Below are 22865 nucleotides of genomic sequence, written 5' to 3'. Positions count from 1 at the left end.
TTTCAACATCTACTTGACACCTTTTTATAGCTACTTAACGGACCTTTGAACCTACTTAACGGCGATATTTCAGGACTTAATTCTTAATTTACCTGTTATTTACTGCATTTTCAGCATCTACTTAACACCTTTTCATAGCTACTTAACGGATAGTGCTACTTACTTAACAGCACCCTATGTTAATGATCTAATTCTAGCGTATATCCTCAATGGTGGTAACCTTTAAATTATCATAGCTACCTTCCACCACATGAACATCTACATCACTACAAACTTCCACAAGCTGTGCATCATCAGTTGCTCCAAATTGTTTTTCGATTGCCAATTCATGACATTTTAGAATAAGTTCAGTAGAAAAAGCCTGTGGAGTCTGCGCCTGCCATAATAAACTTCTCTGCAATGTTTTCACAACCTTGCCATTTTCCACCTGCTTAATCGTATCTTTTGCCGGTACCATTAATAAACAGGCTTCATGTTCTTTCAAGCATTCCAATAAACGATCAATACAATCCATGCTTAACCATGGTCTTGCGCCATCATGTATCAAAACATATGGCATTGTTGTTTTTAATAATCCATGATATACAGACTCCTGTCGTGTTTTTCCCCCGATGGTAAAAGTAATCCTATCATCGCTTAACAGCTCTTGATACTGTTCAGTATCCTGTTCACTTCCTACAACCACAATCTGAGCACATCGCTGATCATTCAAGAAAATATCAGCTGTAGTTTCCAAAATCGTTTTTCCATTATCAAATTGGTATAACATTTTATTATATCCAAGTCCCATACGGGAACCACTTCCTGCTGCCACAATTAACGCTGTATATTTCATTACATATCCACTCCTTAAGTAACATTTTATCATAAAATAATCATTCAAACATAAAATATATGAAAAACATAAAACTCATAAAAAAACTTCACTTATAATGTGATAAAATAAGGCGTAGAGAAAGGTGGATAAACATGTTTGATACAAGAAGAAAAAAATTATTGGAATCATTACCATCACATTCCATAACCCTGTTTTTCTCAGGGAAAGCGCCTTATAAAATAGGCGATGAGAAATATGAATTTTCAGTAGACCGCAACTTTTACTATTTAACCGGATTAGATCGTGAGAATATGGTACTTGCGCTATTTAAAGGCGAAGATTTAACAGAAGAATTATTGTTTATTGAACAATATGATGAAGCCCAGGCAAAATGGGTTGGTGGAAAAATGTTCCCCGATGAAGCATCAGAAATCAGTGATATCGAAGAAATCTATTGGGTAGAGGAAATTATGGAAATACTTGGTTCAAGAATTTCACGTTTATATGACCATGAAGAACGTGTCCTGGTATTCGCAGACTTCACAAAACAAGAACCATATCAGGAGGATCGTGCATCCTTTACCTTCTGTCGTGAATTGTTGAAACTATATCCTTATATAGAATTACGCAATGTCGCAGAAAAAATCACACGTTTACGTCTGATCAAAGATGATATTGAAATTGAACAATTAAGAGAAGCAATTCGTGTCACAAATGAAGGCATCCTGCAGATGATGAAATATGCAGAACCAGAAATGGGAGAACACCAGATAGAAGCTTATTTTGATTTTGTGTTGAAATCAAATGATTGTGATCACAGTTTTCCTTCTATTGTGGCAGGTGGTGCAAATGCAACTGTCTTACATTATAGTGATAATAATCAATATGTGGATGACAATGAAATGGTGCTGTGTGATTTAGGTGCATCTTATGAATATATGTGCGCAGATATCACAAGAACGTTCCCTGTAAATGGTAAATTCACAAAACGTCAGCGTCAGATTTATGATATCGTATTAGCTGGCAACAAGTATATTATGAGTCTTGTAAAACCAGGCTTAACCCTTCGTGGATTAAATAATGAACTGATTCGTTTCTATGAACAAGAACTTGGAAAGATTGGTTTATTAGATGAGGAACACAGTGTTCAGGATTACTACTGGCATGGGGTATCCCACATGCTTGGCTTAGAAACACATGATGTAACTTTATCCAATTATCTATTAGAACCAGGCAATGTCTTTACAATTGAACCCGGATTATATCTGGAAGAAGAAGGTATTGGTGTTCGTATTGAAGATAATGTGTTAGTCACAGAAGATGGATGTATCAATCTATCAAAAGACATTATAAAAGAAGCAGATGATATTGAAAAGTTTATGCAAAGTGTAAAACAGGAGTAGGCTTATGAAAAACATTATAAACGAATTTAAAGAATTTATTATGCGTGGTAATGTGCTGGATATGGCAGTCGGTGTCATTATTGGTGGTGCCTTCCAGAAAATTATCGGTTCTTTGGTAAATGATGTGATTATGCCTGTGATTTCCCTTGTGACAGGTGGTGTGGATTTCTCTAATTGGTTTATTGCGTTAGATGGTCATCACTACGCTTCTCTAGCTGAGGCACAGACCGCAAAAGCTGCGACACTAAATTATGGTACTTTCATTACACAGGTCATTAATTTCCTGATTATGGCATTTGTCATCTTCATGATGGTAAAGATTATGAATACCCTTGCGAATAAAGTGAAGAAGCCTGTAGAAGAAGTCGTGGAACCAGAAACCAAAGTTTGTCCTTATTGTATGAGTGAAATTGATATTCATGCGACCAGATGTCCTCATTGTACATCGAAGCTAAGTGAATCTTAATCATAAAACACACGGAAAATATGACCGTGTGTTTTTTATAAATTGTCTTAAGTGTACAAAATGTGTAAGCTTTACACATTATTCATATGAAAAATGTGGTAATCTTATACATTTTCCATAGATATATAAAGTTAACGCTTATTTCCCTTATAAAACAAGATGCTGTATTATATCATCTCTATCAATTCTCTTACACGTTTCGCTAATGTTTCAATGATGAAAACCACTGGTACCTGAGTTGTCACATTGAAGGTTTCTTCCATACGAAACTCTGGCATATAATAATTAAATGTATAATCACACATTCTTGCCAGGGTACAATCTTCCTGATTGGTGATTGCCACACTCATACAGTTTTCTCTAAGAAAAACATTCATCATGCGAATTGGCTCTATTGTTTCTCCACTCACTGACAATGCAATGATACAGGAATGTTCACAACTGCCATTCGCTATTGGCGTAAAAGGATCTTCGATACAAAAAGAAAACTTACCATAATTATTAAATATGCGTGCCCCATACTGTCCTAATAATCCGCTAGTACCAATGCCAATAAAGATAATTTTATCGCATGTGACAATTTTCTGCGCTACTTCTTCAATCTTTTCATAGAAGGATGGCTGATTGATTTTATGAAAGAAATCCAGCATCAAAGAGATATCGTGATCACTGCGCAATGTTTCATTTTTTTGAAGATATAGTTGAAACTTGATTTTAAATTCCGCAAATCCATTACATCCTGCCTTCTTACAAAAACGTAAAATCGTGGTGGTAGATACATGTACCTCATCTGCCAGCTCACGGATTTTCATATGCAGTACCTGTTCCTTATGATGCATGATATATTCATAGATTTCCATTTCTAATTCATTCATATTTTTTAACTGTTCAATCGTCAACATTGCTTCATCACTCACTTCCATCCTCTATTTTACGATATATAAAAGATAAGGGAAAGTCTTTTTGTAAATTATAGAAAAAGAAAACTGCCAGGATCATTCATCTGACAGTTTCATATTCTGATATTGATAATAAGCACCAATTAAATTAGCATCATTACGGAATGCACATGGTACGATTTCTGGTACATATACTGGCTCATTTTTCGCAATCTGTGTAAATGCTGCTTTTACTTCTTCAATAAGTTTTGGCTGGGCAGAGATCCCACCGCCAATGGCAATGACTTCCCCATCATAAATTGCCTGTATATTAAACAAGGCAACGGCTAATGATGTCGCATATTCTTTTAATGCGACGATTGCTTTTTCATTTTCTTCATTCACCAACTGGAAGAATGCTTCCCCACTTAGCTCTTCATCTGTTTCAAGATAGCGCTGTGCGATTTCACGTAATCCTAAGATACCGCTTATTCGCCACCAGTTATAGGTTTCTCCAATCGGATGATGTACGTTCATATGTAAAGAAGAAACTTCTCCGGAACTGAAATGTTTTCCGTTATGTACTTTGCCATCTTTAATCAAACAACCACCAATTCCAGTGCCAAGAATAATCACAATAGCATCCTCAACACCCTGTAAAGCACCATAGCCAACCTCTGCGATAGCAGCACATTTGGCATCATTGCCAATCCATACAGGTATATGATATCGCTCGCTTAACTCTTTCGCAAACGGGCGGTTTTCTAAATAACGTAGTGCTCCCCCAGTATAGGCAAAGCCATGCGCACTGTCAATAACTCCTGGCATAGATATCGCAAGTCCTTCCACTTGGCTTCCATAACGCTTCCAGATATCATCTAAACATGTGAATAATGCATCCATTCCATCCATTGGTGTTTTCACTTTATCACGGGTAATAATCGTATGTTTTTCATCCATTACCGCGATTTTGATACTGCTTCCCCCTATATCCAGTACTAAAAGATTCATGATAGATCTTCTCCATTTGTTTTGATTACTTTTTGATACCAGTAGAAAGAATCTTTTCGAGAACGATCAAAGCTTCCTGTGCCATCATCCTGTTTATCCACATAGATGAAACCATAACGTTTACTCATCTGTCCCGTGCTTGCGGCCACAAGATCAATGCATCCCCATGGGGTATAACCCATTAAATCTACACCATCTTCATCGACTGCTTTCTTCATCTGTTCAATATGTTTACGTAAGTAGTCAATACGATAATGATCATGGATTTCACCATTTTCTTCTACTTTATCATATGCACCTAAGCCATTTTCCACAATGAACAATGGTTTATGATAATGATCCGTAAACCAATTCAAAGCATAACGTAAGCCGACAGGATCTACCTGCCATCCCCAGTCACTTGCTTCTACATGTGGATTTCTTACTAAATCATGTGATTCATCATAATCATAGTAAATATTTTCTGCCTTTTGTTTAATCGCAAAGGACATATAATAAGAGAATCCGATATAATCCACACAGCCTTTTTTCAAGACTTCTAAATCTTCTTTTGTGACATCCATATCAAAGCCTTTACGTTCCCACAGCTTTGTGATATTTGGTGGATATGCGCCAAACACATGTACATCTGTGTAATAATAACGTTTTTCCATGGCTTTATGTGCCATTAAGATATCTTCTGGTGCACAAGAATATGGATAGATAGGACACATAGCAATCATACATCCGATTTTAAAGTTTGGATTGATCTGATGTCCGATTTCGATTGCTTTGGCACTTGCGACAAGCTCATAATGAGATGCCTGATACATTACCTGTTCACGATGATCCTCTGGTGTATAGATAATGCCAGAATCTCCATAGATACTGCCTTCACTATTATAGTTTGCCTGGTTGTTGATTTCATTAAATGTCATCCAGTATTCTACTTTATCTTTATAGCGCTCAAAACATGTTTTCGCAAATTTCACAAATAAATCAATCAATTTACGATCACGCCATCCACCATACACTTCTACCAAATGATATGGCATCTCAAAGTGGCTTAAGGTAATGACTGGCTTAATGCCGTTTTTTAAGCATTCATCAAACATATCATCATAAAACTTTAAACCTTCTTCATTTGGTTCTTCTTCTAAACCGGTTGGATAAATTCTTGTCCATGCGATAGATGTACGAAAACATTTAAAACCCATTTCCGCAAACATTGCGATATCTTCTTTATAGTGGTGATAAAAATCAATAGCTTCATGATTTGGATAATATTCACCTTCTACAATACCATTGGTAATTCTTCTTGGGGTATCCTTCGTGCCGCCTGTGGACACATCCATAATACTTACACCTTTACCAGCAACGTTGTAAGCACCTTCCAATTGATGTGCTGCCACAGCACCTCCCCATAAAAAGTCTTTCTTTAAGCTCATATTTACACCTCATTTCTAAATGGCTTCTACTTGTGTATGCGCTAGATAATCATGGATGGCACATCTGTTTTTTGTAAACAGTAGACATGCGATACTGGCAATCGTTAATGCATAATGTATATAAGTAATGGTAGATAGCATTTGACCACTTGCAAAACATACCAGCTGAAAGAAGAGTGGAGAAATGGTATACACACTGCCTTCGATCACAATAATGCCAATGATTTGACGTATACATAACGCCCGCCATGAAATCTGTTGTTTTCCTTTTTCTGTAATTCTTAGTTTCATCAATTTCTTTCCAAGTGTTTGCCCATTCATACGATAAGGAAGTACCACATAATATAAGCATGCGATGATGAGGGATGCGAAAAGTGTGATACATGCACTTGTAAAGGGTAGTACACGGATATCCAGTATCGTGGATTGTTGAGGAAAGTATTGATAATATGCGATAGAAACAGGAAGAGATACAAGAATACTTCCTAAGTACCAGTCAATGGCAAATGCCACAAAACGTCTGATGTGTGATGGTGAATGTGCAGTGATACTGCCTGCCTTTTGGCGCAAAGAGATTGTATTCATATACCTCATCCTTTCTCATATTTTATGTTATAGACCGCTCATATCGAATGCGTCGTCATCATCTTCCTGTGCTTCTAATTGTGCAGCGGCTTTTAAATTCGCAACAGCTGCGGCTTTCACGAATGGAAGATAAATTAATGTAGAAATACCAACACATAAGATACCAACAACCAAAGATAAATAGTTTGTACCACCTGATCCTAAGAACGGAATCAAGAAGCCTGGTGTTGTCCATCCTACATCCACTGCCACTGGTGGAATAATTTCAAAGACAGATACGCATAGGTAACCAAAGATATTACAAATCACTGGTGCTAAGATAAATGGAATGACATAGATTGGATTCATAACGATTGGTAAACCGAAAATTAATGGTTCATTGATATTGAATAAGCCTGGTGCAGTCGCAAGTTTTGCGATTTGGAATTGTTGTTTATCTTTACGTGCAACTAAGTAAATAGCGATGATCATACCCAAAGTAGCACCAGATCCACCGGTATTACCGAATGCATCGTTGATACCAGTCCATGTGATTGGGAATGGTGTACCAATAGTAGTCCCATTTGCGCCATAGTAAGCTAAGTTATCAATACCCTGCTGAGCAAACATTACAGTACGAAGAGCACTTAATGTATTTGGTCCATGGATTCCCAGTACCCATAAGAACTGCTGTACAACGGCAAAGATCAGGATTGTGAAGATATTTCCACCTAAAGATGCGAACGGTGCCTGAATTGCGTTATAGATGACATATTGGATTCCACCATCCGCTAAGAATGAGAATAGATAGTTTAGGAAAGATGATCCCATCAGGATAATAATGATAGGAATCAATAAGTTGAAAGACTGTGCAACTGCTGGTGGTACAGCCTCTGGCATTTTAATTGCCAAGCGTTTGTTTTTCTGTAAAGTTGTTAGAAATTCTCCTACAAGCAGACCCACAAGCAATGCGACAAACAATCCCTGTGCCCCCATGAAGTTCATTGGTAATGCATTACCCACGTTTTCCACATTGACATAGTTTGGATAGATGATGAAGTACGTACCTATGGCAGTAACTCCGGATAATACCTGATCTCCTTTCTTTTCCCCTGCCAGCTTATATGCTGTTAAGAATACGATCAGGATAGACATAATGTTGGCAGTACCGTTTAGTACTGGTGATAAGATTGCCTGAAAATCAGCTAAGTTAGGTATCAGATCTCCCAGATGTAAGATTTTAGCGATAAAGCCATCTGGTGAAAGTATTGCATAATTGATTAATGTGATAATTGATCCAGCCAGTGTCAGCGGGAATGCCAGTGTGAAGGCATCACGTACAGCTGCGACATGGCGTTGTGCGTTAAGTTTTGCGGCAAATGGAACTAAGGTTGCTTCCATTTTTGACTGCATGGTTTCCATTACACTCATAAATTGTTCCTCCTCATTTTTGTTATTTGTTTGGCCCAAACTTCAAAGAGTATGTGGTACATATTTCCTTGACACGCATATTATAACGGAGTCCCTTTTGTTTTGAAAGGGTTTCCAAGCGTAAAAAAACAGGGCAAATTTCCCTGTTATTTGTTACAATGATGTAACACAGTGTTACATAACTTCTGTATCGCGATTTCTTTGTAACAGCTCGTGTGCCATCATCTCTATCAGATAGACTGCTGGAATCTGTGATGAGAAGTCTGTTTGAGGCTGTGTAGCACGATATTTTATATGATAGGCAATTGTTAAATCCGCCAGTTTACATAAAGTCCCTGAGGAGGTTGTAGATATTGTTATCATGGTACATCCTTTACTATGGTATCCTGATACCTGTTGAATCATTTCTTTGGTTTCTCCTGATACACTTAATATAATAATCACGGGATTGCCTTTGATACATTTGGTGTTGTAGAATGGATCATCCTGACATAATGCATAGGTACCGGCGTTTGAAAAACAGCGTGCACCATAATGTGCAATACCACCAGAATTACCAATCCCCACAAAGATCACAAAGTCACTTGCTTCAATGATATCCGCAGCTTCTTCAATCAGCTCTTTATAATATGGAGTATCTAATTTTTCCACACACTCTAATATCTCTTTGGTATGATACATTGTAGTGGCTGTATGCTCTTGTTGATGACACCAGTATTTAAAGGCATTATAGTTCTCTAAACCAATCTTTTTCACAAAACGTAATACGGTTGCTGTGGAAACATCACAAGCCTGAGCAAGCTCACGAATACGCATATAGCCTGCTTTTTCTTTGTTAGCCTCTACATATTGATATACCTGCAGTTCTTTTTCATTAAAGCTATTGATAATTTCTTTACTTACCATGTATATGTTCTCCATGATTTTTATGGTGCTGGATATGATAGCTGCATTCCATTAATACCGTATCTGGTAGTAAGCGACAGGCAATACGACTTACTTTCATCAAGATGCCTGGCACTATCAAAAGATGATGGCAAAACATTCCCCAAATCGCAGTTGCGGCCACTTTTTCACTGGAAGTTCCCTCCATCAGGAATGCCACATTGGCTACCTGATCAAATTCGGTTTTTACAGGTCCTGGGCATAATACAGAAATAGATACATGACTGCCTGCCTTGCGTAGTTCTTTATGTATGGCCATGCTTAAACGTAAAACATAACTTTTTGTGGCATAATAGGTTGCCATTAAAGGACCTGGCAAGAAGGCCGCAGAGCTTGCGACATTTAAGATATAGCCATGATCACGCTGTTTAAAGTCTTTTAAGAAAAGCTTTGTCAGAATATGCAAAGCTGTAATATTGGTATCAATCATAGTAATATCTTTACTTAATTTTGTTTCATCAAAGTTACCATAATCACCTAGTCCTGCATTATTGATCAATATATCAATTTGTTCATTTTTTAATCGTTCATACAGCAAGATACAGTTTTGTTTTTTAGAAAGATCCAATACCATCGTATGTACAGGAACATCAAGTTCCTCTTTTAATTCTTCTAATCGCTGTGCTCGTCTTGCGACCAGATACAATTCCACACCCATATTCGCAAGTACTCTTGCCATATCACGACCAATTCCACTACTTGCGCCTGTGATTAATGCTTTCATTTTTTCACCTTCCTTTAATATTTGATTCTTCATCTGTTTTACTGCCCGATACACATATTCGTTTTACATGCGGACATTATCTTTAAATGGTTGGTCCAGCTCATTTTGTCACCACTTTTTCATTATTCTTATAAAGTTCATAAAACTGTTTCATTCTATAAAGTCCACGGCGATTGAATCCTTTTCATTCTGGATACTTTTTGTAAAAAAATCAGCTAATTTCTGTACAAAAGCATCTTCGTATGTGGTATTTTCGCATTGTAAACTAATGTATTTACCAATATCTTGATACATCAAGATTAATTCTTCATTTACTTTATGATATGCGCGTTCTTTTGCGGTTTCAATGATATCCATAATCTTTTGAAACCGCTCACCATCAGGCATTTCATCGCTTATACCTTTCTGCATTTTGATTTTCCTTATTAAATAATAAAAGGCAGCACCATAGTCGCTAATCCTAGAAACAGGAAGAACCCCATTACATCGGTAACGGTTGTCACAAAAACACCGCTTGCAAGCGCGGGATCTACATGGCATTTCTCTAGGATAACAGGAATAAAGTACCCCGCAAGGTTCGCTAAAATCATATTTAAAAACATCGCAATGCCTGTGACCAAGCCAAAGATTGGATTGCTCTCCATCCACATCGCACCAAGCGCCACAACACTGCCGATCACGATACCACTTAAGATACCAACACCAAGTTCTTTCAAAAGAATTTTCATGGCGTTCTCTTTAGTCAATTCACCAAGAGATAACCCACGTACGACAATGGTCAATGACTGTGTACCAGCATTTCCACCCATTCCTGTCACAATTGGCATCACGGTGGCAAGTGCTACAACCTTAGATATCGTTGTTTCAAACATGGAAACGGTTGCGGCTGCTAGTACTGCTGTAAACAGATTGACAATCAGCCATGGAATTCTGGACTGGAAAGATTCTTTTAAGGTGGAATCCACACGTTCTTCTTTATTGACACCACCTAAATGGTGGATATCTTCGGTATTTTCTTCCTGAATGACATCCATGATATCATCAAATTCAATAACACCCAGCATGTGATTTTCTTCATCCACAACTGGCATTAAAATGAAGCCATACTTTTCAAACTTATGTGCGACCTGTTCCTGATCTTCATCATATTGTATGGTGATAACATTGGGATTGGTAATAGAAAGCATGGGAGTATCAAAAGGACTTGTGACGATATCACGCAAAGAAACTACACCTTTCAATACATCATTTTTATCCACAACGTATAGATAATAAGTTGTTTCTTCATCTGTGTTTTTTTGTAAAAATTCTAAAGTATCTTTCACGGTATTTTTCGCAAAGATACGGATATATTCTGTCGTCATGATACCACCAGCACTGTCTGGCTCAAATTCCAGCAGCTTCTTGACATCATCACGATCGTCTACATCCATCTTATTTAAAATGTTTTCTGCTTCATCTTCCTCTAACTCACCAATTAAGTCGGTAATTTCATCACTGCTCATTTCATCCAGAATATTACGCTGGCGGTTGTCTGAAAATTGTTTTAAGATTTCATATTTATCTTCATCTTCTTCTTCCTCAACGATATCCGCTAAAATATCATCAGGAAGTCTGTTTAAAACAGCTTTCGCATGTTCTGGGTCTTCGTGAATTAAATCCAAGATGTCCGCAGGATGTATCGTATCAATCGTATCTTGTAAATCCTTTGGTGTTCCATGCAATAAAAGCTCTAATAGATTATCTTTTGTTATTTGTCTTTTCATATTGTTCTCCTTTTTCGTTTAAAAAGGATCATATTATATGCGATGGTGGCAAATGATCCTGGGATGATGCTTTTGAGGTTTTCGAATTGGGTTCAGGTTTCATTTTTACCACCACTCTTTCCAGGCTCATTGTACCACACTTATGCGTGAAAATACAGGAATTCTCCTAGGCTTTCACGATTTTTTTACGAAGATGCTTACCTACCTCTTTTAAGGAGCAATTACTTTCCACAAGCTCTAAGATTGCATGTTCATCTAAAGATTTATTCCATTTCTTTAACAGCTCTTTAACTACCTGTACACGTTCCTTTTTATTTAAATCTTCAAACATAAACACCTCATCAACCATAGATAAAAATTCCTTCCCCAACATGGCTTCATATCCTTGTGTATTCGTCTGATCTTTGGAAAAGCCAATATTTCCCTGCAGCACAAAAGCACCTGTCATGATGATAATCGCATGGGCTAAAGTAGCTTTTACCCCCTGTGCTTCCAGTTCTCCTTTTTCTATGCTTTGCGCAAGATATTGTAAGATTGTATTTGTTGCCATATGCAGGTTAATCACATGTAAAATACCATAAGGATTTCTTCTAAGTTTTGCGATGACTTTAGGTAAGACACTATCCAAAGCTGCAATATCAAGTTCTATAATTTCCTGATCATTGAAATATATCCGGTTAAATTCTTTAATCAATGTATGTTTTCCCACACCGCTGTTTCCCACAAACAACCATACACCAAGTGGTCTTGAAGAAAGTACGCCCTCTTCAATCCATTCTAATTGATGCATCAGTTTATTTTTTACATCCTGTTGTCCTATCAGTGTTGTATCTAATTGAACACGGACTTCTTGTAAACGATTCTTAGACGCAAGTGGAATATTGGTTAACTTTTCCACAACCTCTTTGATCATCTGTTCCTTTACACACTTTGTCTGACTAGTTTTTGCCATGACACAGGCCAGATCCAAAACATCGATGGCTTTATCCGGAAACTTTCTTGCGGGCATATAATAGTCACAATACGTTACCATTCGTTCCAGCATTTCTTCTGGAATCTTTACATGATGATAATCTTCATATTCCTTGCGCTTTGCCTTTAACATCAAACACGCTTCTTCTTTTTTAGGTTCTTTAATCATAATAATCTGAAAACGACGTTCCAATGCACGATCTTTTTCTATATATTTCTCATATTCATCTATTGTGGTAGCGCCAATGCAGCGAATCTCTCCGCGTGCTAGATATGGCTTCAATACGCTGGAAACATCAATACTTCCTTCACTTTTCCCAGCGCCGATCATCTGATGAATTTCATCGATAAATAAAATAACATGTGGATATTTCTTCAATAATTTGATAATATTTTGAAGTTTTTCCTCAAAGTCACCACGATACTTCGTACCAGCTACCAGAGTATTTAAATGCAGTTCATAAATAACCGCATCCTGTAATGCAGGCACCATTTTGCGCTTGATCATCCCTGCCAGTTTTTCCACCATCGCGGTCTTGCCCACACCAGGCTCTCCAATTAGTAAAGGATTGGCTTTATCTTTACGGGATAAAATATCAATCATAAACTGAAGCTCCTCCTGTCTGCCACAGATATCCATATTATTGCCACAGGTATTTAAATTTCTTAGCTCTTCTACCTTATCTAGTTCATGGATCTCTCCATTCTCTAATTCCCGCAGTACACTTTCTTCTTCTAAATCATAACGATGCAATATCTCAATTGCGACACATGAAGATGTCTGTAGCAATGCAACACTTAATGCACGTACATCAATACATTGCATAGAACGCTTGACAGAAAGACTTCTTGCACGTTCCAATATATCATCCACTACCTGTGTAATGGCAATCTCACTTACTTCCTGATCTTTTAGACCAAATAATACCATTAAATCTTCTTTTAACTGAAAATAAAATAACCCATTGGAAGATAATATCTTAGAAAGAGGGGTACTTGTATCTTTTAAAACTGCCAGCAGTACATGTTCACTGCCAATATAATTGTTTCCCATATCCTTCGCTTCTTTTCGCGCATCCTTCATGATATTGGAAACCTGTTTATCCAGGCGATAATCCATAAAATCACTCCCATCATTTACAGCATATGCTTTCCCGACTTCGCTTTTGTTAGTATTGCCATTTTCTTTTTTCACATGCAATGCTTGTTGTATTTCTTGTGAAAACCATGGTAAAATGAAATAAGAAAGTGGTGATAGTGTGAAAAAGGATATTCGTGTACGCCCTGGAAAAGGACAATCTATATTAGGGCTGGTTGTAGGATGTATTTTTGTATGTATTGGCATATTTATCGTTGTGCCAACATTTGGCTTGTTTGGATTGTTATGGACTGGTATTGCGATTGCCATCACTGCAATCAATGGAATCAATGCCTTCAGTGATAAAGGAATTGCGACTTCTCATATTGAAATACAAGAAGATCATGAGGAATACAAATCATCAAATTCCATTGAAGATCGATTAAAGAAAGTGGAGGACCTTTATCAAAAAGGATATATCACAAAAGAAGAATATGAGAAAAAACGCAGTGATATTTTAAATGATATATAAAAAAACATAAGCATATCTTGCCATATTTAGGGAGTCTATCTTAAGGACTTCCTTTTATATAGGATAAATAGCCTATGTTTACTTTTTCGTACTTTCGATAAACCAGCGATTTCTCTCATAAAACAAGTTTCTTACACGACCTTGAATTCTGCACTTATACAAAATGCCACATCCACCCACCACACTGGAAGCCTTTCGGATTTCCAAAATCCGCTCTATTGGATATTCCACATTGTTTTCCCATATCAATACCTTTGGCATCATGACCCCTTCCTGATCAATATGGACAAGCATATCCACGTAACGTTTATACAACATCAGAAGAAGGATACCGGGTGAATAATATGGTCGTGTTTAGGATCAAAGTCAGTTAATTTCTGATCAAGTTTCATACTGCACCGCTGTATTTTCTCAAAGCCAAATTTATTTCTTATCGCATCCATGGTTTCCTCCAGCACTAATTGTTTTTCTCTTTGTTTTTCACTGGTAAACAGATTCATTTGAATATATCCATCATCTTTTCTAAGTCCGCTAATCGATACGCCAATTGTTCGAAGTGGTATCTGAAAATCATAATGCTTTTTCAATAGATCTAATACAACCGGCATGATTTCCTCACATAAATTGGTTGGCTGGGTAATTGTTTTCTGCCTTGTAAAGCTGATAAGATCCGTATTTCTTAATGATAGATGAATGACATTCCCTTTTAATCCCGATTCACGAAGCCTGGATGCAACGGACTCTGTCAATACATAATATATTAATTTCGCCTCTTCAAAACTGACGATATCTTTCACAGCTGTTATAGCATTTCCAATTGATTTTATTGGTGCCTGCTCTGTGGTTTTGGCGACAGGAGTTTCATCCCATCCATTCGCAAACGTATGTAAGATCTCACCCACCTTGCCAAAATGCTCACTCATAAATCCACTTGGAAGACTTGCAAGCTCCCCAATGGTATAGATTCCACATGCTTCTAATTTAGAAGCTGTACTTCTTCCAATATATAACAGCTCAGAAACTGGAAGTGGCCATACCATCTGTTTATAATTAGCCTTTGTGATCTCCACAAGCCCCATATGTTTTACCATATCACTGCCCAGTTTTGCGAATATTTTATTAAAGCTTACCCCAATCGATATGGTAATACCGAATTGTTGAAGAACCTTTTTCTGAATCATACGGGCAATGCTTACCCCATCACCATATAACCGTGAACTTTCACTAACATCCACCCATGCCTCATCCAATCCAAAGGATTCTACACGATCGCTAAACTGACGATAGACATCTTTAATTTGTTCAGTATAATACAAATATTCTTCATAATGAGGATGAATGATGGTAAGTTGTGGACATTTGGCATAAGCTTCACGCAGTGACTCCCCGGTTTTTATATGAAATGTTTTTGCCAGATCATTTTTTGCCAGGATAATGCCATGCCGTTTTTCTTCAAAGCCACCAACAGCCATCGGAATATGGCGTAAATGCGGATTTTTCATTTCTTCAATTTGTGCATAACAATGATTGATGTCACTATGCAGTATGATACGTTCCATGTCGATCACCTCAGCGATATTATAAGGGATTTGTTCCAGAATACAATAGATTTTGGAACGTTTACAGGAATTACCAGAGGTCTTACAGGTAATTTGTTCCAATGCTTGTATATGAAATATGTGTATGATATCCTTAAAAACAGGTGATGATATGGAATTAAAAGAAATTATACAATATTATCGTAAGAAACATGGATGGAGTCTGGAAACAATTGGTGATTATGTTGGTGTATCGAAATCTACCATCAAACGTTGGGAAGATGGAGAAAGCAAGCATATTCCGGAAGCAAAATTAGAAAAGCTCTCCGAACTTTTTGGCATTAATGTATCTGCCTGTATTCATGGTACGATCAAGCCGATTTTAGGATATGTAAAGGCTGGATATGATTTATATGCTGAAGAAAATCTATTGGGATATGAAGAAGTCAGTAAATGCGATGCAAAACTTGGCGATTATTATTTAAAGGTACAAGGAGATAGTATGAATGGCTCTAGAATTTATGATGGAGATCTGGTATATGTAAAAAGCTGTCAAGATGTTAAAAGTGGCGATCTTGCTGTGGTGTTGATTGATGGTCAGGAGGTCACGATAAAAAAAGTCATTAAGAAAAAGGATACGGTAATCTTGATGGCAAGCAATCCTGCCTATGAGCCAAGGATATTTATAAAAGAGGAAATCAGGCGATTAACAATTCTGGGAAAGATCTTACATGTAAAAGTGTATTTCTAGGTATGAAAAACAAAAAACAGCGCATCCTTTAGATAACATACGAGGAGGAGAGCTATGTACGCAATCAGAAGTAAGAAAACTAATCGATGGTTTCAGGGAGTAAATTCAAGTGTTGGACGCTGCAGTTCTCATCATATCATTCTAGATGAAGAAATCCCGGCTTTATTTAAAACAAAGGACAGTGCCAGAATTGAATTATTAAGTGACTGTTTGAATGTAAATGCATTTGATATTGTAGAGGTTGATTTACAGGTAAAAGAAGATGTTGCTTATTTAGGGTAAAAGAAAAGATGCGTGTATAAACGCACCTTTTTGTTTCTTTTGATTAGATATCCATGAATTTTTGAGCAGCAGTCACGATTGCCATTTTGAATACTTCTTCAGCGTTGCATCCTCTTGACAAGTCATTGATTGGTGCATTTAATCCCTGCAGGATTGGTCCAATTGCTTCATACTGACCTAAACGTGCCGCAATCTTATAACCGATGTTTCCTGAATCAATGTTAGGGAAAATAAATGTATTGATATTGCCAGCTACTTTTGAATCTGGAGCTTTTAATTTTGCTACTTCTGGTGCGACTGCACAGTCGAACTGAATTTCCCCTTCTACACCGAAATCTAAAGGCATACGTTTTAAACGTGTTGCAGCTTCGTTTACTTTTGCAACGCTTGTACCTTTTGCTGAACCTAATGTAGAGTAAGATAATAAACCAACTCTTGGTTCAATACCGAACTGACGTACTGTGTGTGCTGTTTGTAATGTGATTTCTACCAAATCATCAGCAGTTGGATCGATGTTGATAGAGCAGTCACCCATAACAAGTGTTTCTGCATTGTCCTTCATTAAGATAAAGCAGCTGGATACAATAGAGTTACCAGGTTTTGTTTTGATCAGCTGTAATGCTGGACGTACTGTATCTGCAGTTGAGTATGTAGCTCCTCCTAACAGACCATCTGCACAACCTAATTTTACATACATTGTACCAAAGAAGTTAGTTTTTAAACATGCTGCACGAGCCTGTTCTTCATCCATCTTACCTTTACGAAGTTCGATAGCTTTGCTTACCATCATATCCATGTTTTTATATTCAATTGGATCTAATGTTTCAATACCTTCAATATCCCATCCATGTGCATTTGCAGTCCCCATAATTTCTGCACGGTTTCCTAATAATACAGGAACCAGGATATCTTCTTTATGTAAACGGATAGCCGCTTCCAAGATACGTGGGTCAGATCCTTCTGTAAAAACGATTCTTGTTCCCTTGCCTTTAATTTTTTCAATCAGTGTGTTAATCATAATACTTATGTCCTCACTTTCCTAATACCATAGTTTATTATATACCAATCATAAGCTTAAAAAAAGGATTTTTTCACAAATGAAAAATTTCACAATCTTTTCCAGCGTTTTCCTGTATAAATATAAAGAATTTCGTAGAAAACCCTGCTATATCTACATAACAGGGTTATTTTTTAACTGCTATTCTTCAGATTTTTTCTTGTTTGTGTACAATAACATAAATGCACCAGAGATACATAAAATGATAGAAACGAATCCATATAAGTTATTTACATGATTTGCAGTATCCTTGATGACATCTTTATTGTTTGTGCTAGGTGCCATATTTTTATCATTGATAACAATGACATAATCAGATGCATGAGAGAAGCTAACAACTACATTTCCGTTTTCGTCAATCTTTCCAGCATTCATATATACCATCTTGCCATCACTGTCATAATAATATAGATTACCATATTTTCCTTTATATTCGTTACCAACGTTAATTTTCAGATTTGCTTTAAATCCAAAATTACCATTGTGCGTTAAGGAAAGTTGTTTGACTGGATTATCTCCTGCCAGCTCTTTTACGATATTGCTAGGCACTGCATGACTATCCATCTTGACTTCTAGGTTAATATCTTTAAGATTGCTTGCTAAGATATCCTTTCCGTTGATTTCCCAAGTGTAGCCCCCCATATTCAATTCTACAACAACATCTTTACCTTTTGCGGCTTCTAGTACTTCTGTAGGTACGACTGTCGCATTACCCATGAATACTTCAATTTTCTCTTCTTTATCGGCTTTTGCGATTTCTTCTACGATTTTGTTTGTTTCTTCTTTTGGTAACACAATTACTTTATCCGTTGTTGATCCAGAAGTTCCTGTATCTGTTATTTCTTTATCAGGTTCTGATGGTTTATCAGGCGTGATTGGTTTTTCAGGTTCCACTGGTGTTACCGGTTTATCTGGAGTATCAGGCTTCTCTGGCTCTTCTGGAGTATCAGGTTCATCAGGCTGATCAGGAGTAACTGGGGTGTCTGGTTCGTCTGGAACATCTGGTGTTTCTTCTTCGATACCTGTTCCTATTCCATAATAATAAAGATTACTTGTGACCATAATCACATCACTTTCAGGACCTTCATACCATTCAATATCTTTCATATTAAATTCAGGTACCTTAATTTCTTCACCATCATCCGCGACAGTAATATAATCTACGCCAATTTCAAAACCAGTTGTTCCTCCACCAGGACCTATACTTGAATATGGTTTATTTCTATCATAAAGTACAAAACGAACTAAATGATTTTCATAATCTGCGTCATATTCAAAAGATTCGTAATTAAAAACTGCTCGATCCATTGTATTATCAGCACTTTCACCTGTTGGAACCCATTTTGCAAAGCGTAATCCTTCATAAGAATTCACTTCATACTTAGATAAAGAGTCAAACGCTTCACTTCGAAGCAATGTTTCTTTTACAAATTCAGTATTCGTTTGCCATGTTGTTTCACCATCTACATTTATATAAGTATAAGAACCTTGTATCACATTCAAATCTTTAAATTTCGCATAAGCTTGTATAGAATAGTTCCAAGGTTGAAATGGTATTTCTTCATTCAAATCAATATTAGGGTCAAAACCAGAATATACCCATTTATCAAATTGTTTGCCTGTATATAAGTCATCAACATTAGGTTCATACTTATCAAAAAGCTCTTGATATGTCATATCAGTAGGTACCGTGATTGTTTCACTTTGCCATGAAATATCTTCATCTTTATTTACATATGTTGTACTAAAATTTATAACATTCTTATCATAAACTGCAAAGAAGTTAATATAGAAATCTCCTAACATCTCTTTTTCACCATTATAAGGATTATTATCATCATCCACCCATTTTACAAATTTTAAATTTTCAAAAGATGTACTTCCATCAGGCATTTTTATATCCATATCTTTAAATTTTGTATGTCTCTCTATATCATTTAATTCCTGTCTTGAAACTCTAAAATAATCTCCATTCTCATCCAATGCATAGAAACTAATATTTAAAGAATACGTTGGAGTAACATAATTGTTGTCATTGTTTACTTTAATATAGTAAGGATTATAGTCACCGATAAAATCATATAAAGCAACACTATTGCCTGATGTATCCCAAATACCTAAATAATCTATATACCATTCACATGGATATGTTTTGGAATCAATTAACCAATGACCAATAAATTCATCTTTGTTTTCATCATATTTTAAATCTACTCTATGTTGAGATGGATAGATACTTGCTTCAGCTTGAAATAAAAGAAAAGTATCTTCTTGAGTCCGTAAAGCTACATTATCGCTTACTTTAATATGTATTTGAATATCGTCACCAGGCTTTACAAATTCGCCTTGTTTATCCATGACAATTGATTCAATCTTTGGATTTTCTTCATCTTTGTCACCTTTATAATCAAAGAAAATTGTATCCATTTTATCATAACTTATATCAATTCTTTCTTCATCATGCGCATAGATTTCATTTAGAACCCAATGCCCTCCATAGAAATACAGCAAGGAATCATATGATTCATAAACATTGGAATCCCCTACTTTATGACAAGAAAGGCTACTATATCTTTCTTTTTCTTTGTTATAAAACTCTAAATTAATTGAAGAGAAGTATTTACTGTCTTCTTCTGGTACAGTAATTGAAATATGGACTTGATCTTTATCTGTTAAAGTTTGCCCATTTTCTTTAAATTCCAAGCTTTCGACTTTACTATGTTTAAGATTATTGTTTTCTCCACCAGAAATTAAGAAATAATATTTCTCAGACTCATAAATTTCAGTTAAATTATGATTTTTATCGACAGCGTAAATCCTATTGATTAAAGCTTTGTCATAGCCACCATTAATCACAGGAATTTTACCTTCATACAGCTTTGTAACTTCATTATAAACTAAAGTTATTTCACTCCCATTATAATAATTATCATCATCACTTTGAGTATAATAAATATTAATTTTCACAAAGTCAATTCCGCTTTCTGCATCATAAGCTTTGATTGAGATAGGTACTTCTTCTCCAACTTCAAAAGTTTTCCCAGCTTCAAAATTAATGTCTTCTATAACTGGCTTTGTGACATCAATACTTTTGATATTAGACAGCTCAGCATTATTTTCTTTTTCTTTGACTTGTTCCTGTGTATTTGTTTCTTCTGTTTGTGGTGTTACTGTCCCTTCTTCTTCTGCGTAGATTGCATATGGCAAAACTAATGTAAACATCAATCCCAGCGACAATGCAAAAGCGCCCGCCTTTTTAATTAGCGGAATCTGTTTTCTCATCCTCTTTTCCTCCCTTGTTTTTTAAGAAAACTATATTATAAATACCAATTTAGGTACTCATAAACGTGTATAAATGGACTTTCCTTACATAATTAATTATACACTTTTATTTATTAAAAGCAATATCACGCATACATCACAATGAAAAAAATGATTTTTCTCATCATCAAAAAAGCCATGAAAAAAGATGGACATTACATCCACCTTTTTAACTTTCGTTTTTAATTACCCAATAATTTTCTGAGCGCGTAAAACTTCTTCGATAGCAGCGATAGCAGCTTCTTCGTCATCCCCGTTACAAGAAATAGTGATTTCTGACTGAGTAGGGATACCCAAAGACATAACACCCATGATTGACTTCATGTTTACTTCGCGTCCTTTGAAAGATACGTTAACTTCGCATTTGAATTTGCTAGCAGCGTTAACAGCTACAGTAGCAGGACGTGCGTGTAATCCAACTGGGTCGATAACTGATACAGTGATTTGTTTCATTTTATATTCCTCCTATAAACAACTTTTTTACATACTCTATTTTAAACCATTTTGATACCACTTACAATGCCGAAATTGCTTTTTTTCAATAAAATCTTCATTTTTTTGCTTTATCAACGCTTACATCAGACTTTTAAGAAATTTTTGTTAAAAATTCTTCAATATCCATGACTGGAATATTGTGTTGCAACAAGAGTTGTACGAATTTTCCATTTCCTTTTGTAAGTTTTTTTGAAAATGTTCCATCATAAACTATGCCTTTTCCACAGCTTGGAGAACGTGATTGCGTAATCACTAAGTCTACTTGATTCTCTAAAATCTGATCAAGTGCTAATTGTGCACCTTTCTCAAATTGTGCAGTAACATCTTCCTGCAACGTGTTTATAACTTTATCATTCACGATTTCACTACAAGCTCTTGGAGTTGGTAAACCACCTAGTACTTCAGGGCAAACAAGAATATAGTTTTTGTCTTTCATAAAAGATATCAACTTTTCATTTCCATTGTTTCCACCACTATATTTACAATTGACTCCCATCAGGCAGCTACTGATTGCATATTTCATAATTCATTCTCCTTCACAAACACAAATTCTCTTTCATTACTTAATTCTTTCATGAACCGATAGCCTTCCTCATTAAATTCCTTTACGCCTTCTAACGCTTCAATCTGGTTGGTTGATAAATAATGAATCATCGCACCTCTTGCCATTTTAGCTTGTGTAGATTCCACTTTTAATTTTCCCTGTTTTCTTATTTTGAAGGTTAATGTGATATAGGAATCATCAGGAAGATATGGTAGCACCGCTTTCTCATACTCTTTACTTGCCATATTCAAAATAATTGGTAGTTCTTGATTAGAAAGCTCTTTTTGTAAAGTGCTAGCGATGGTATCCTTCCAAAAATCATAGATATCTTTACTGTCATTTACAGGCAGTTTAGCCTGCATTTCCAGACGGTATGGATAAATACTGTCTAATGGTTTAATTACTCCATATAGCCCTGATAAGATACGTAGATGCTCTTGTAAATAAGCAATTTGTGATTCATCTTGTATGTTCATACGTTGAAACTGTAATCCTTGATAGGTGAATAATGCATAGCTTCCATTTTTATCAAAATGAATATTTCGATAACGCTCTAAATTCTCTAAAGCAATTTTCTCATTTACCTTCATTAAAGTCATTATTTTATCTTTGTTTAACTTACATAATTCTTCTAAAATCATCTGACTGTTTTTTGATAATATAGGTAAATCCTGTGGTAAACGTTCTCTATACCACTTCATCTGTTTCGTAGGTGATACGATGATTAGCATAATAATCACTCCTAACAATCCCTATTATAATGTAGATATTTATTAATTACAATTCTTATCATTATATGGTATTAAAAAGTATGATTCGAATATGATAATGTCTTAATGAAACCAAATTGATTTTGTCTTTAA

At 36.0% G+C, this 22865-nt stretch carries 23 protein-coding genes; 5 read left to right on the top strand and 18 right to left on the bottom strand.

Annotated features, from left to right (window positions below; translation table 11 throughout):
• Positions 1-193: 193 nt before the first annotated feature.
• Complete coding sequence (ispD, locus tag DW761_RS02190; RefSeq protein WP_117516315.1) at positions 194-835, bottom strand: 2-C-methyl-D-erythritol 4-phosphate cytidylyltransferase; 642 nt, start codon at positions 833-835, stop codon at positions 194-196.
• Between the two features lie 134 nt (positions 836-969).
• Here ispD and DW761_RS02185 point away from each other — a divergent pair, with 134 nt between their 5' ends.
• Positions 970-2220 (top strand): aminopeptidase P family protein, encoded by a 1251-nt coding sequence (locus tag DW761_RS02185; protein ID WP_117516314.1) that lies wholly within the window; start codon positions 970-972, stop codon positions 2218-2220.
• A gap of 4 nt (positions 2221-2224) precedes the next feature.
• A complete protein-coding gene (gene mscL, locus DW761_RS02180; protein ID WP_117516313.1) occupies positions 2225-2686 on the top strand; it encodes a large conductance mechanosensitive channel protein MscL in 462 nt (153 codons plus the stop codon).
• A 167-nt stretch (positions 2687-2853) separates the two neighbouring features.
• On the opposite strand, the gene DW761_RS02175 is transcribed toward mscL, so the two are convergent.
• From DW761_RS02175 to DW761_RS02130, 10 genes are all read right to left on the bottom strand, one after another.
• A complete protein-coding gene (locus tag DW761_RS02175; RefSeq protein ID WP_117516312.1) occupies positions 2854-3609 on the bottom strand; it encodes a MurR/RpiR family transcriptional regulator in 756 nt (251 codons plus the stop codon).
• A gap of 72 nt (positions 3610-3681) precedes the next feature.
• Complete coding sequence (locus DW761_RS02170; RefSeq protein WP_117516311.1) at positions 3682-4575, bottom strand: ROK family protein; 894 nt, start codon at positions 4573-4575, stop codon at positions 3682-3684.
• A complete protein-coding gene (locus tag DW761_RS02165; RefSeq protein ID WP_117516310.1) occupies positions 4572-6002 on the bottom strand; it encodes a 6-phospho-beta-glucosidase in 1431 nt (476 codons plus the stop codon). The genes DW761_RS02170 and DW761_RS02165 overlap by 4 nt, the downstream gene beginning before the upstream one ends.
• 15 nt (positions 6003-6017) lie before the next feature.
• The gene (locus tag DW761_RS02160) at positions 6018-6587 is read right to left on the bottom strand and encodes an RDD family protein (RefSeq protein ID WP_158553736.1); all 570 of its coding nucleotides are present in this window, start codon (positions 6585-6587) and stop codon (positions 6018-6020) included.
• 27 nt (positions 6588-6614) lie between these two features.
• Positions 6615-7997 carry a PTS sugar transporter subunit IIC gene (locus DW761_RS02155; protein WP_117516308.1) on the bottom strand — a complete coding sequence of 461 codons (1383 nt, stop codon included), beginning with the start codon at positions 7995-7997 and terminating at the stop codon, positions 6615-6617.
• 174 nt (positions 7998-8171) lie between these two features.
• The gene (locus DW761_RS02150; RefSeq protein WP_158553735.1) at positions 8172-8903 is read right to left on the bottom strand and encodes a MurR/RpiR family transcriptional regulator; all 732 of its coding nucleotides are present in this window, start codon (positions 8901-8903) and stop codon (positions 8172-8174) included.
• Positions 8893-9666 (bottom strand): SDR family NAD(P)-dependent oxidoreductase, encoded by a 774-nt coding sequence (locus DW761_RS02145; protein WP_117516306.1) that lies wholly within the window; start codon positions 9664-9666, stop codon positions 8893-8895. The genes DW761_RS02150 and DW761_RS02145 overlap by 11 nt, the downstream gene beginning before the upstream one ends.
• Positions 9667-9816: 150 nt before the next feature.
• Positions 9817-10077 carry a DUF1016 N-terminal domain-containing protein gene (locus DW761_RS02140; RefSeq protein ID WP_233513007.1) on the bottom strand — a complete coding sequence of 87 codons (261 nt, stop codon included), beginning with the start codon at positions 10075-10077 and terminating at the stop codon, positions 9817-9819.
• A 14-nt stretch (positions 10078-10091) separates the two neighbouring features.
• Positions 10092-11432, bottom strand: coding sequence for a magnesium transporter (mgtE, locus tag DW761_RS02135; RefSeq protein ID WP_117455869.1), 1341 nt, complete (start codon positions 11430-11432; stop codon positions 10092-10094).
• 166 nt (positions 11433-11598) lie between these two features.
• Positions 11599-13599: an AAA family ATPase gene (locus tag DW761_RS02130; protein ID WP_233513006.1), complete on the bottom strand. Its 2001-nt coding sequence runs from the start codon at positions 13597-13599 to the stop codon at positions 11599-11601.
• 64 nt (positions 13600-13663) lie between these two features.
• Between DW761_RS02130 and DW761_RS02125 the strand changes: the two genes are divergently transcribed.
• A complete protein-coding gene (locus DW761_RS02125) occupies positions 13664-14014 on the top strand; it encodes an SHOCT domain-containing protein (RefSeq protein ID WP_117455871.1) in 351 nt (116 codons plus the stop codon).
• A gap of 78 nt (positions 14015-14092) precedes the next feature.
• Here DW761_RS02125 and DW761_RS02120 read toward each other — a convergent pair whose 3' ends face one another.
• Entirely contained in the window at positions 14093-14332 is a 240-nt protein-coding gene (locus tag DW761_RS02120) for a hypothetical protein (protein WP_117455873.1), read from the bottom strand.
• Positions 14332-15573: a DNA polymerase IV gene (locus tag DW761_RS02115; RefSeq protein WP_117516305.1), complete on the bottom strand. Its 1242-nt coding sequence runs from the start codon at positions 15571-15573 to the stop codon at positions 14332-14334. Before DW761_RS02115 ends, DW761_RS02120 begins: the two co-directional genes overlap by 1 nt.
• 151 nt (positions 15574-15724) lie before the next feature.
• Here DW761_RS02115 and DW761_RS02110 point away from each other — a divergent pair, with 151 nt between their 5' ends.
• Positions 15725-16303 carry a LexA family protein gene (locus tag DW761_RS02110; RefSeq protein WP_117516451.1) on the top strand — a complete coding sequence of 193 codons (579 nt, stop codon included), beginning with the start codon at positions 15725-15727 and terminating at the stop codon, positions 16301-16303.
• Between the two features lie 54 nt (positions 16304-16357).
• Positions 16358-16585 carry a hypothetical protein gene (locus DW761_RS02105; protein ID WP_117455876.1) on the top strand — a complete coding sequence of 76 codons (228 nt, stop codon included), beginning with the start codon at positions 16358-16360 and terminating at the stop codon, positions 16583-16585.
• 43 nt (positions 16586-16628) lie between these two features.
• On the opposite strand, the gene pta is transcribed toward DW761_RS02105, so the two are convergent.
• From pta to yaaA, 5 genes are all read right to left on the bottom strand, one after another.
• Positions 16629-17603, bottom strand: coding sequence for a phosphate acetyltransferase (gene pta / locus DW761_RS02100; protein ID WP_117455878.1), 975 nt, complete (start codon positions 17601-17603; stop codon positions 16629-16631).
• Positions 17604-17783: 180 nt separating this feature from the next.
• The gene (locus tag DW761_RS02095; RefSeq protein WP_117455880.1) at positions 17784-20924 is read right to left on the bottom strand and encodes a hypothetical protein; all 3141 of its coding nucleotides are present in this window, start codon (positions 20922-20924) and stop codon (positions 17784-17786) included.
• 225 nt (positions 20925-21149) lie between these two features.
• Complete coding sequence (locus DW761_RS02090; protein ID WP_117455882.1) at positions 21150-21416, bottom strand: phosphocarrier protein HPr; 267 nt, start codon at positions 21414-21416, stop codon at positions 21150-21152.
• A 133-nt stretch (positions 21417-21549) separates the two neighbouring features.
• Positions 21550-21981 (bottom strand): DUF523 domain-containing protein, encoded by a 432-nt coding sequence (locus DW761_RS02085; RefSeq protein ID WP_117455884.1) that lies wholly within the window; start codon positions 21979-21981, stop codon positions 21550-21552.
• Positions 21978-22733, bottom strand: coding sequence for a peroxide stress protein YaaA (gene yaaA, locus DW761_RS02080; RefSeq protein WP_117455886.1), 756 nt, complete (start codon positions 22731-22733; stop codon positions 21978-21980). Before yaaA ends, DW761_RS02085 begins: the two co-directional genes overlap by 4 nt.
• Positions 22734-22865: the final 132 nt, after the last annotated feature.

It is taken from the genome of Absiella sp. AM29-15 (assembly GCF_003434225.1).
In the GTDB taxonomy this organism is placed as follows: Bacteria; Bacillota_I; Bacilli_A; order Erysipelotrichales; family Erysipelotrichaceae; genus Hoskinsella; species Hoskinsella hominis.
This window is presented reverse-complemented; position numbering and strand designations above follow the sequence as displayed.

Coding starts and splice junctions, on each gene's coding strand:
- DW761_RS02115 (WP_117516305.1), bottom strand. CDS start 15,573: ATGGAACGTATCATACTGCATAGTGACATCAATCATTGTTATGCACAA.
- DW761_RS02150 (WP_158553735.1), bottom strand. CDS start 8,903: ATGGTAAGTAAAGAAATTATCAATAGCTTTAATGAAAAAGAACTGCAG.
- DW761_RS02175 (WP_117516312.1), bottom strand. CDS start 3,609: ATGGAAGTGAGTGATGAAGCAATGTTGACGATTGAACAGTTAAAAAAT.
- pta (WP_117455878.1), bottom strand. CDS start 17,603: ATGATTAACACACTGATTGAAAAAATTAAAGGCAAGGGAACAAGAATC.
- DW761_RS02185 (WP_117516314.1), top strand. CDS start 970: ATGTTTGATACAAGAAGAAAAAAATTATTGGAATCATTACCATCACAT.
- mscL (WP_117516313.1), top strand. CDS start 2,225: ATGAAAAACATTATAAACGAATTTAAAGAATTTATTATGCGTGGTAAT.
- DW761_RS02160 (WP_158553736.1), bottom strand. CDS start 6,587: ATGAATACAATCTCTTTGCGCCAAAAGGCAGGCAGTATCACTGCACAT.
- DW761_RS02140 (WP_233513007.1), bottom strand. CDS start 10,077: ATGCAGAAAGGTATAAGCGATGAAATGCCTGATGGTGAGCGGTTTCAA.
- DW761_RS02120 (WP_117455873.1), bottom strand. CDS start 14,332: ATGTTGTATAAACGTTACGTGGATATGCTTGTCCATATTGATCAGGAA.
- DW761_RS02090 (WP_117455882.1), bottom strand. CDS start 21,416: ATGAAACAAATCACTGTATCAGTTATCGACCCAGTTGGATTACACGCA.
- DW761_RS02165 (WP_117516310.1), bottom strand. CDS start 6,002: ATGAGCTTAAAGAAAGACTTTTTATGGGGAGGTGCTGTGGCAGCACAT.
- mgtE (WP_117455869.1), bottom strand. CDS start 11,432: ATGAAAAGACAAATAACAAAAGATAATCTATTAGAGCTTTTATTGCAT.
- DW761_RS02110 (WP_117516451.1), top strand. CDS start 15,725: ATGGAATTAAAAGAAATTATACAATATTATCGTAAGAAACATGGATGG.
- DW761_RS02085 (WP_117455884.1), bottom strand. CDS start 21,981: ATGAAATATGCAATCAGTAGCTGCCTGATGGGAGTCAATTGTAAATAT.
- ispD (WP_117516315.1), bottom strand. CDS start 835: ATGAAATATACAGCGTTAATTGTGGCAGCAGGAAGTGGTTCCCGTATG.
- DW761_RS02155 (WP_117516308.1), bottom strand. CDS start 7,997: ATGAGTGTAATGGAAACCATGCAGTCAAAAATGGAAGCAACCTTAGTT.
- yaaA (WP_117455886.1), bottom strand. CDS start 22,733: ATGCTAATCATCGTATCACCTACGAAACAGATGAAGTGGTATAGAGAA.
- DW761_RS02145 (WP_117516306.1), bottom strand. CDS start 9,666: ATGAAAGCATTAATCACAGGCGCAAGTAGTGGAATTGGTCGTGATATG.
- DW761_RS02105 (WP_117455876.1), top strand. CDS start 16,358: ATGTACGCAATCAGAAGTAAGAAAACTAATCGATGGTTTCAGGGAGTA.
- DW761_RS02170 (WP_117516311.1), bottom strand. CDS start 4,575: ATGAATCTTTTAGTACTGGATATAGGGGGAAGCAGTATCAAAATCGCG.
- DW761_RS02095 (WP_117455880.1), bottom strand. CDS start 20,924: ATGAGAAAACAGATTCCGCTAATTAAAAAGGCGGGCGCTTTTGCATTG.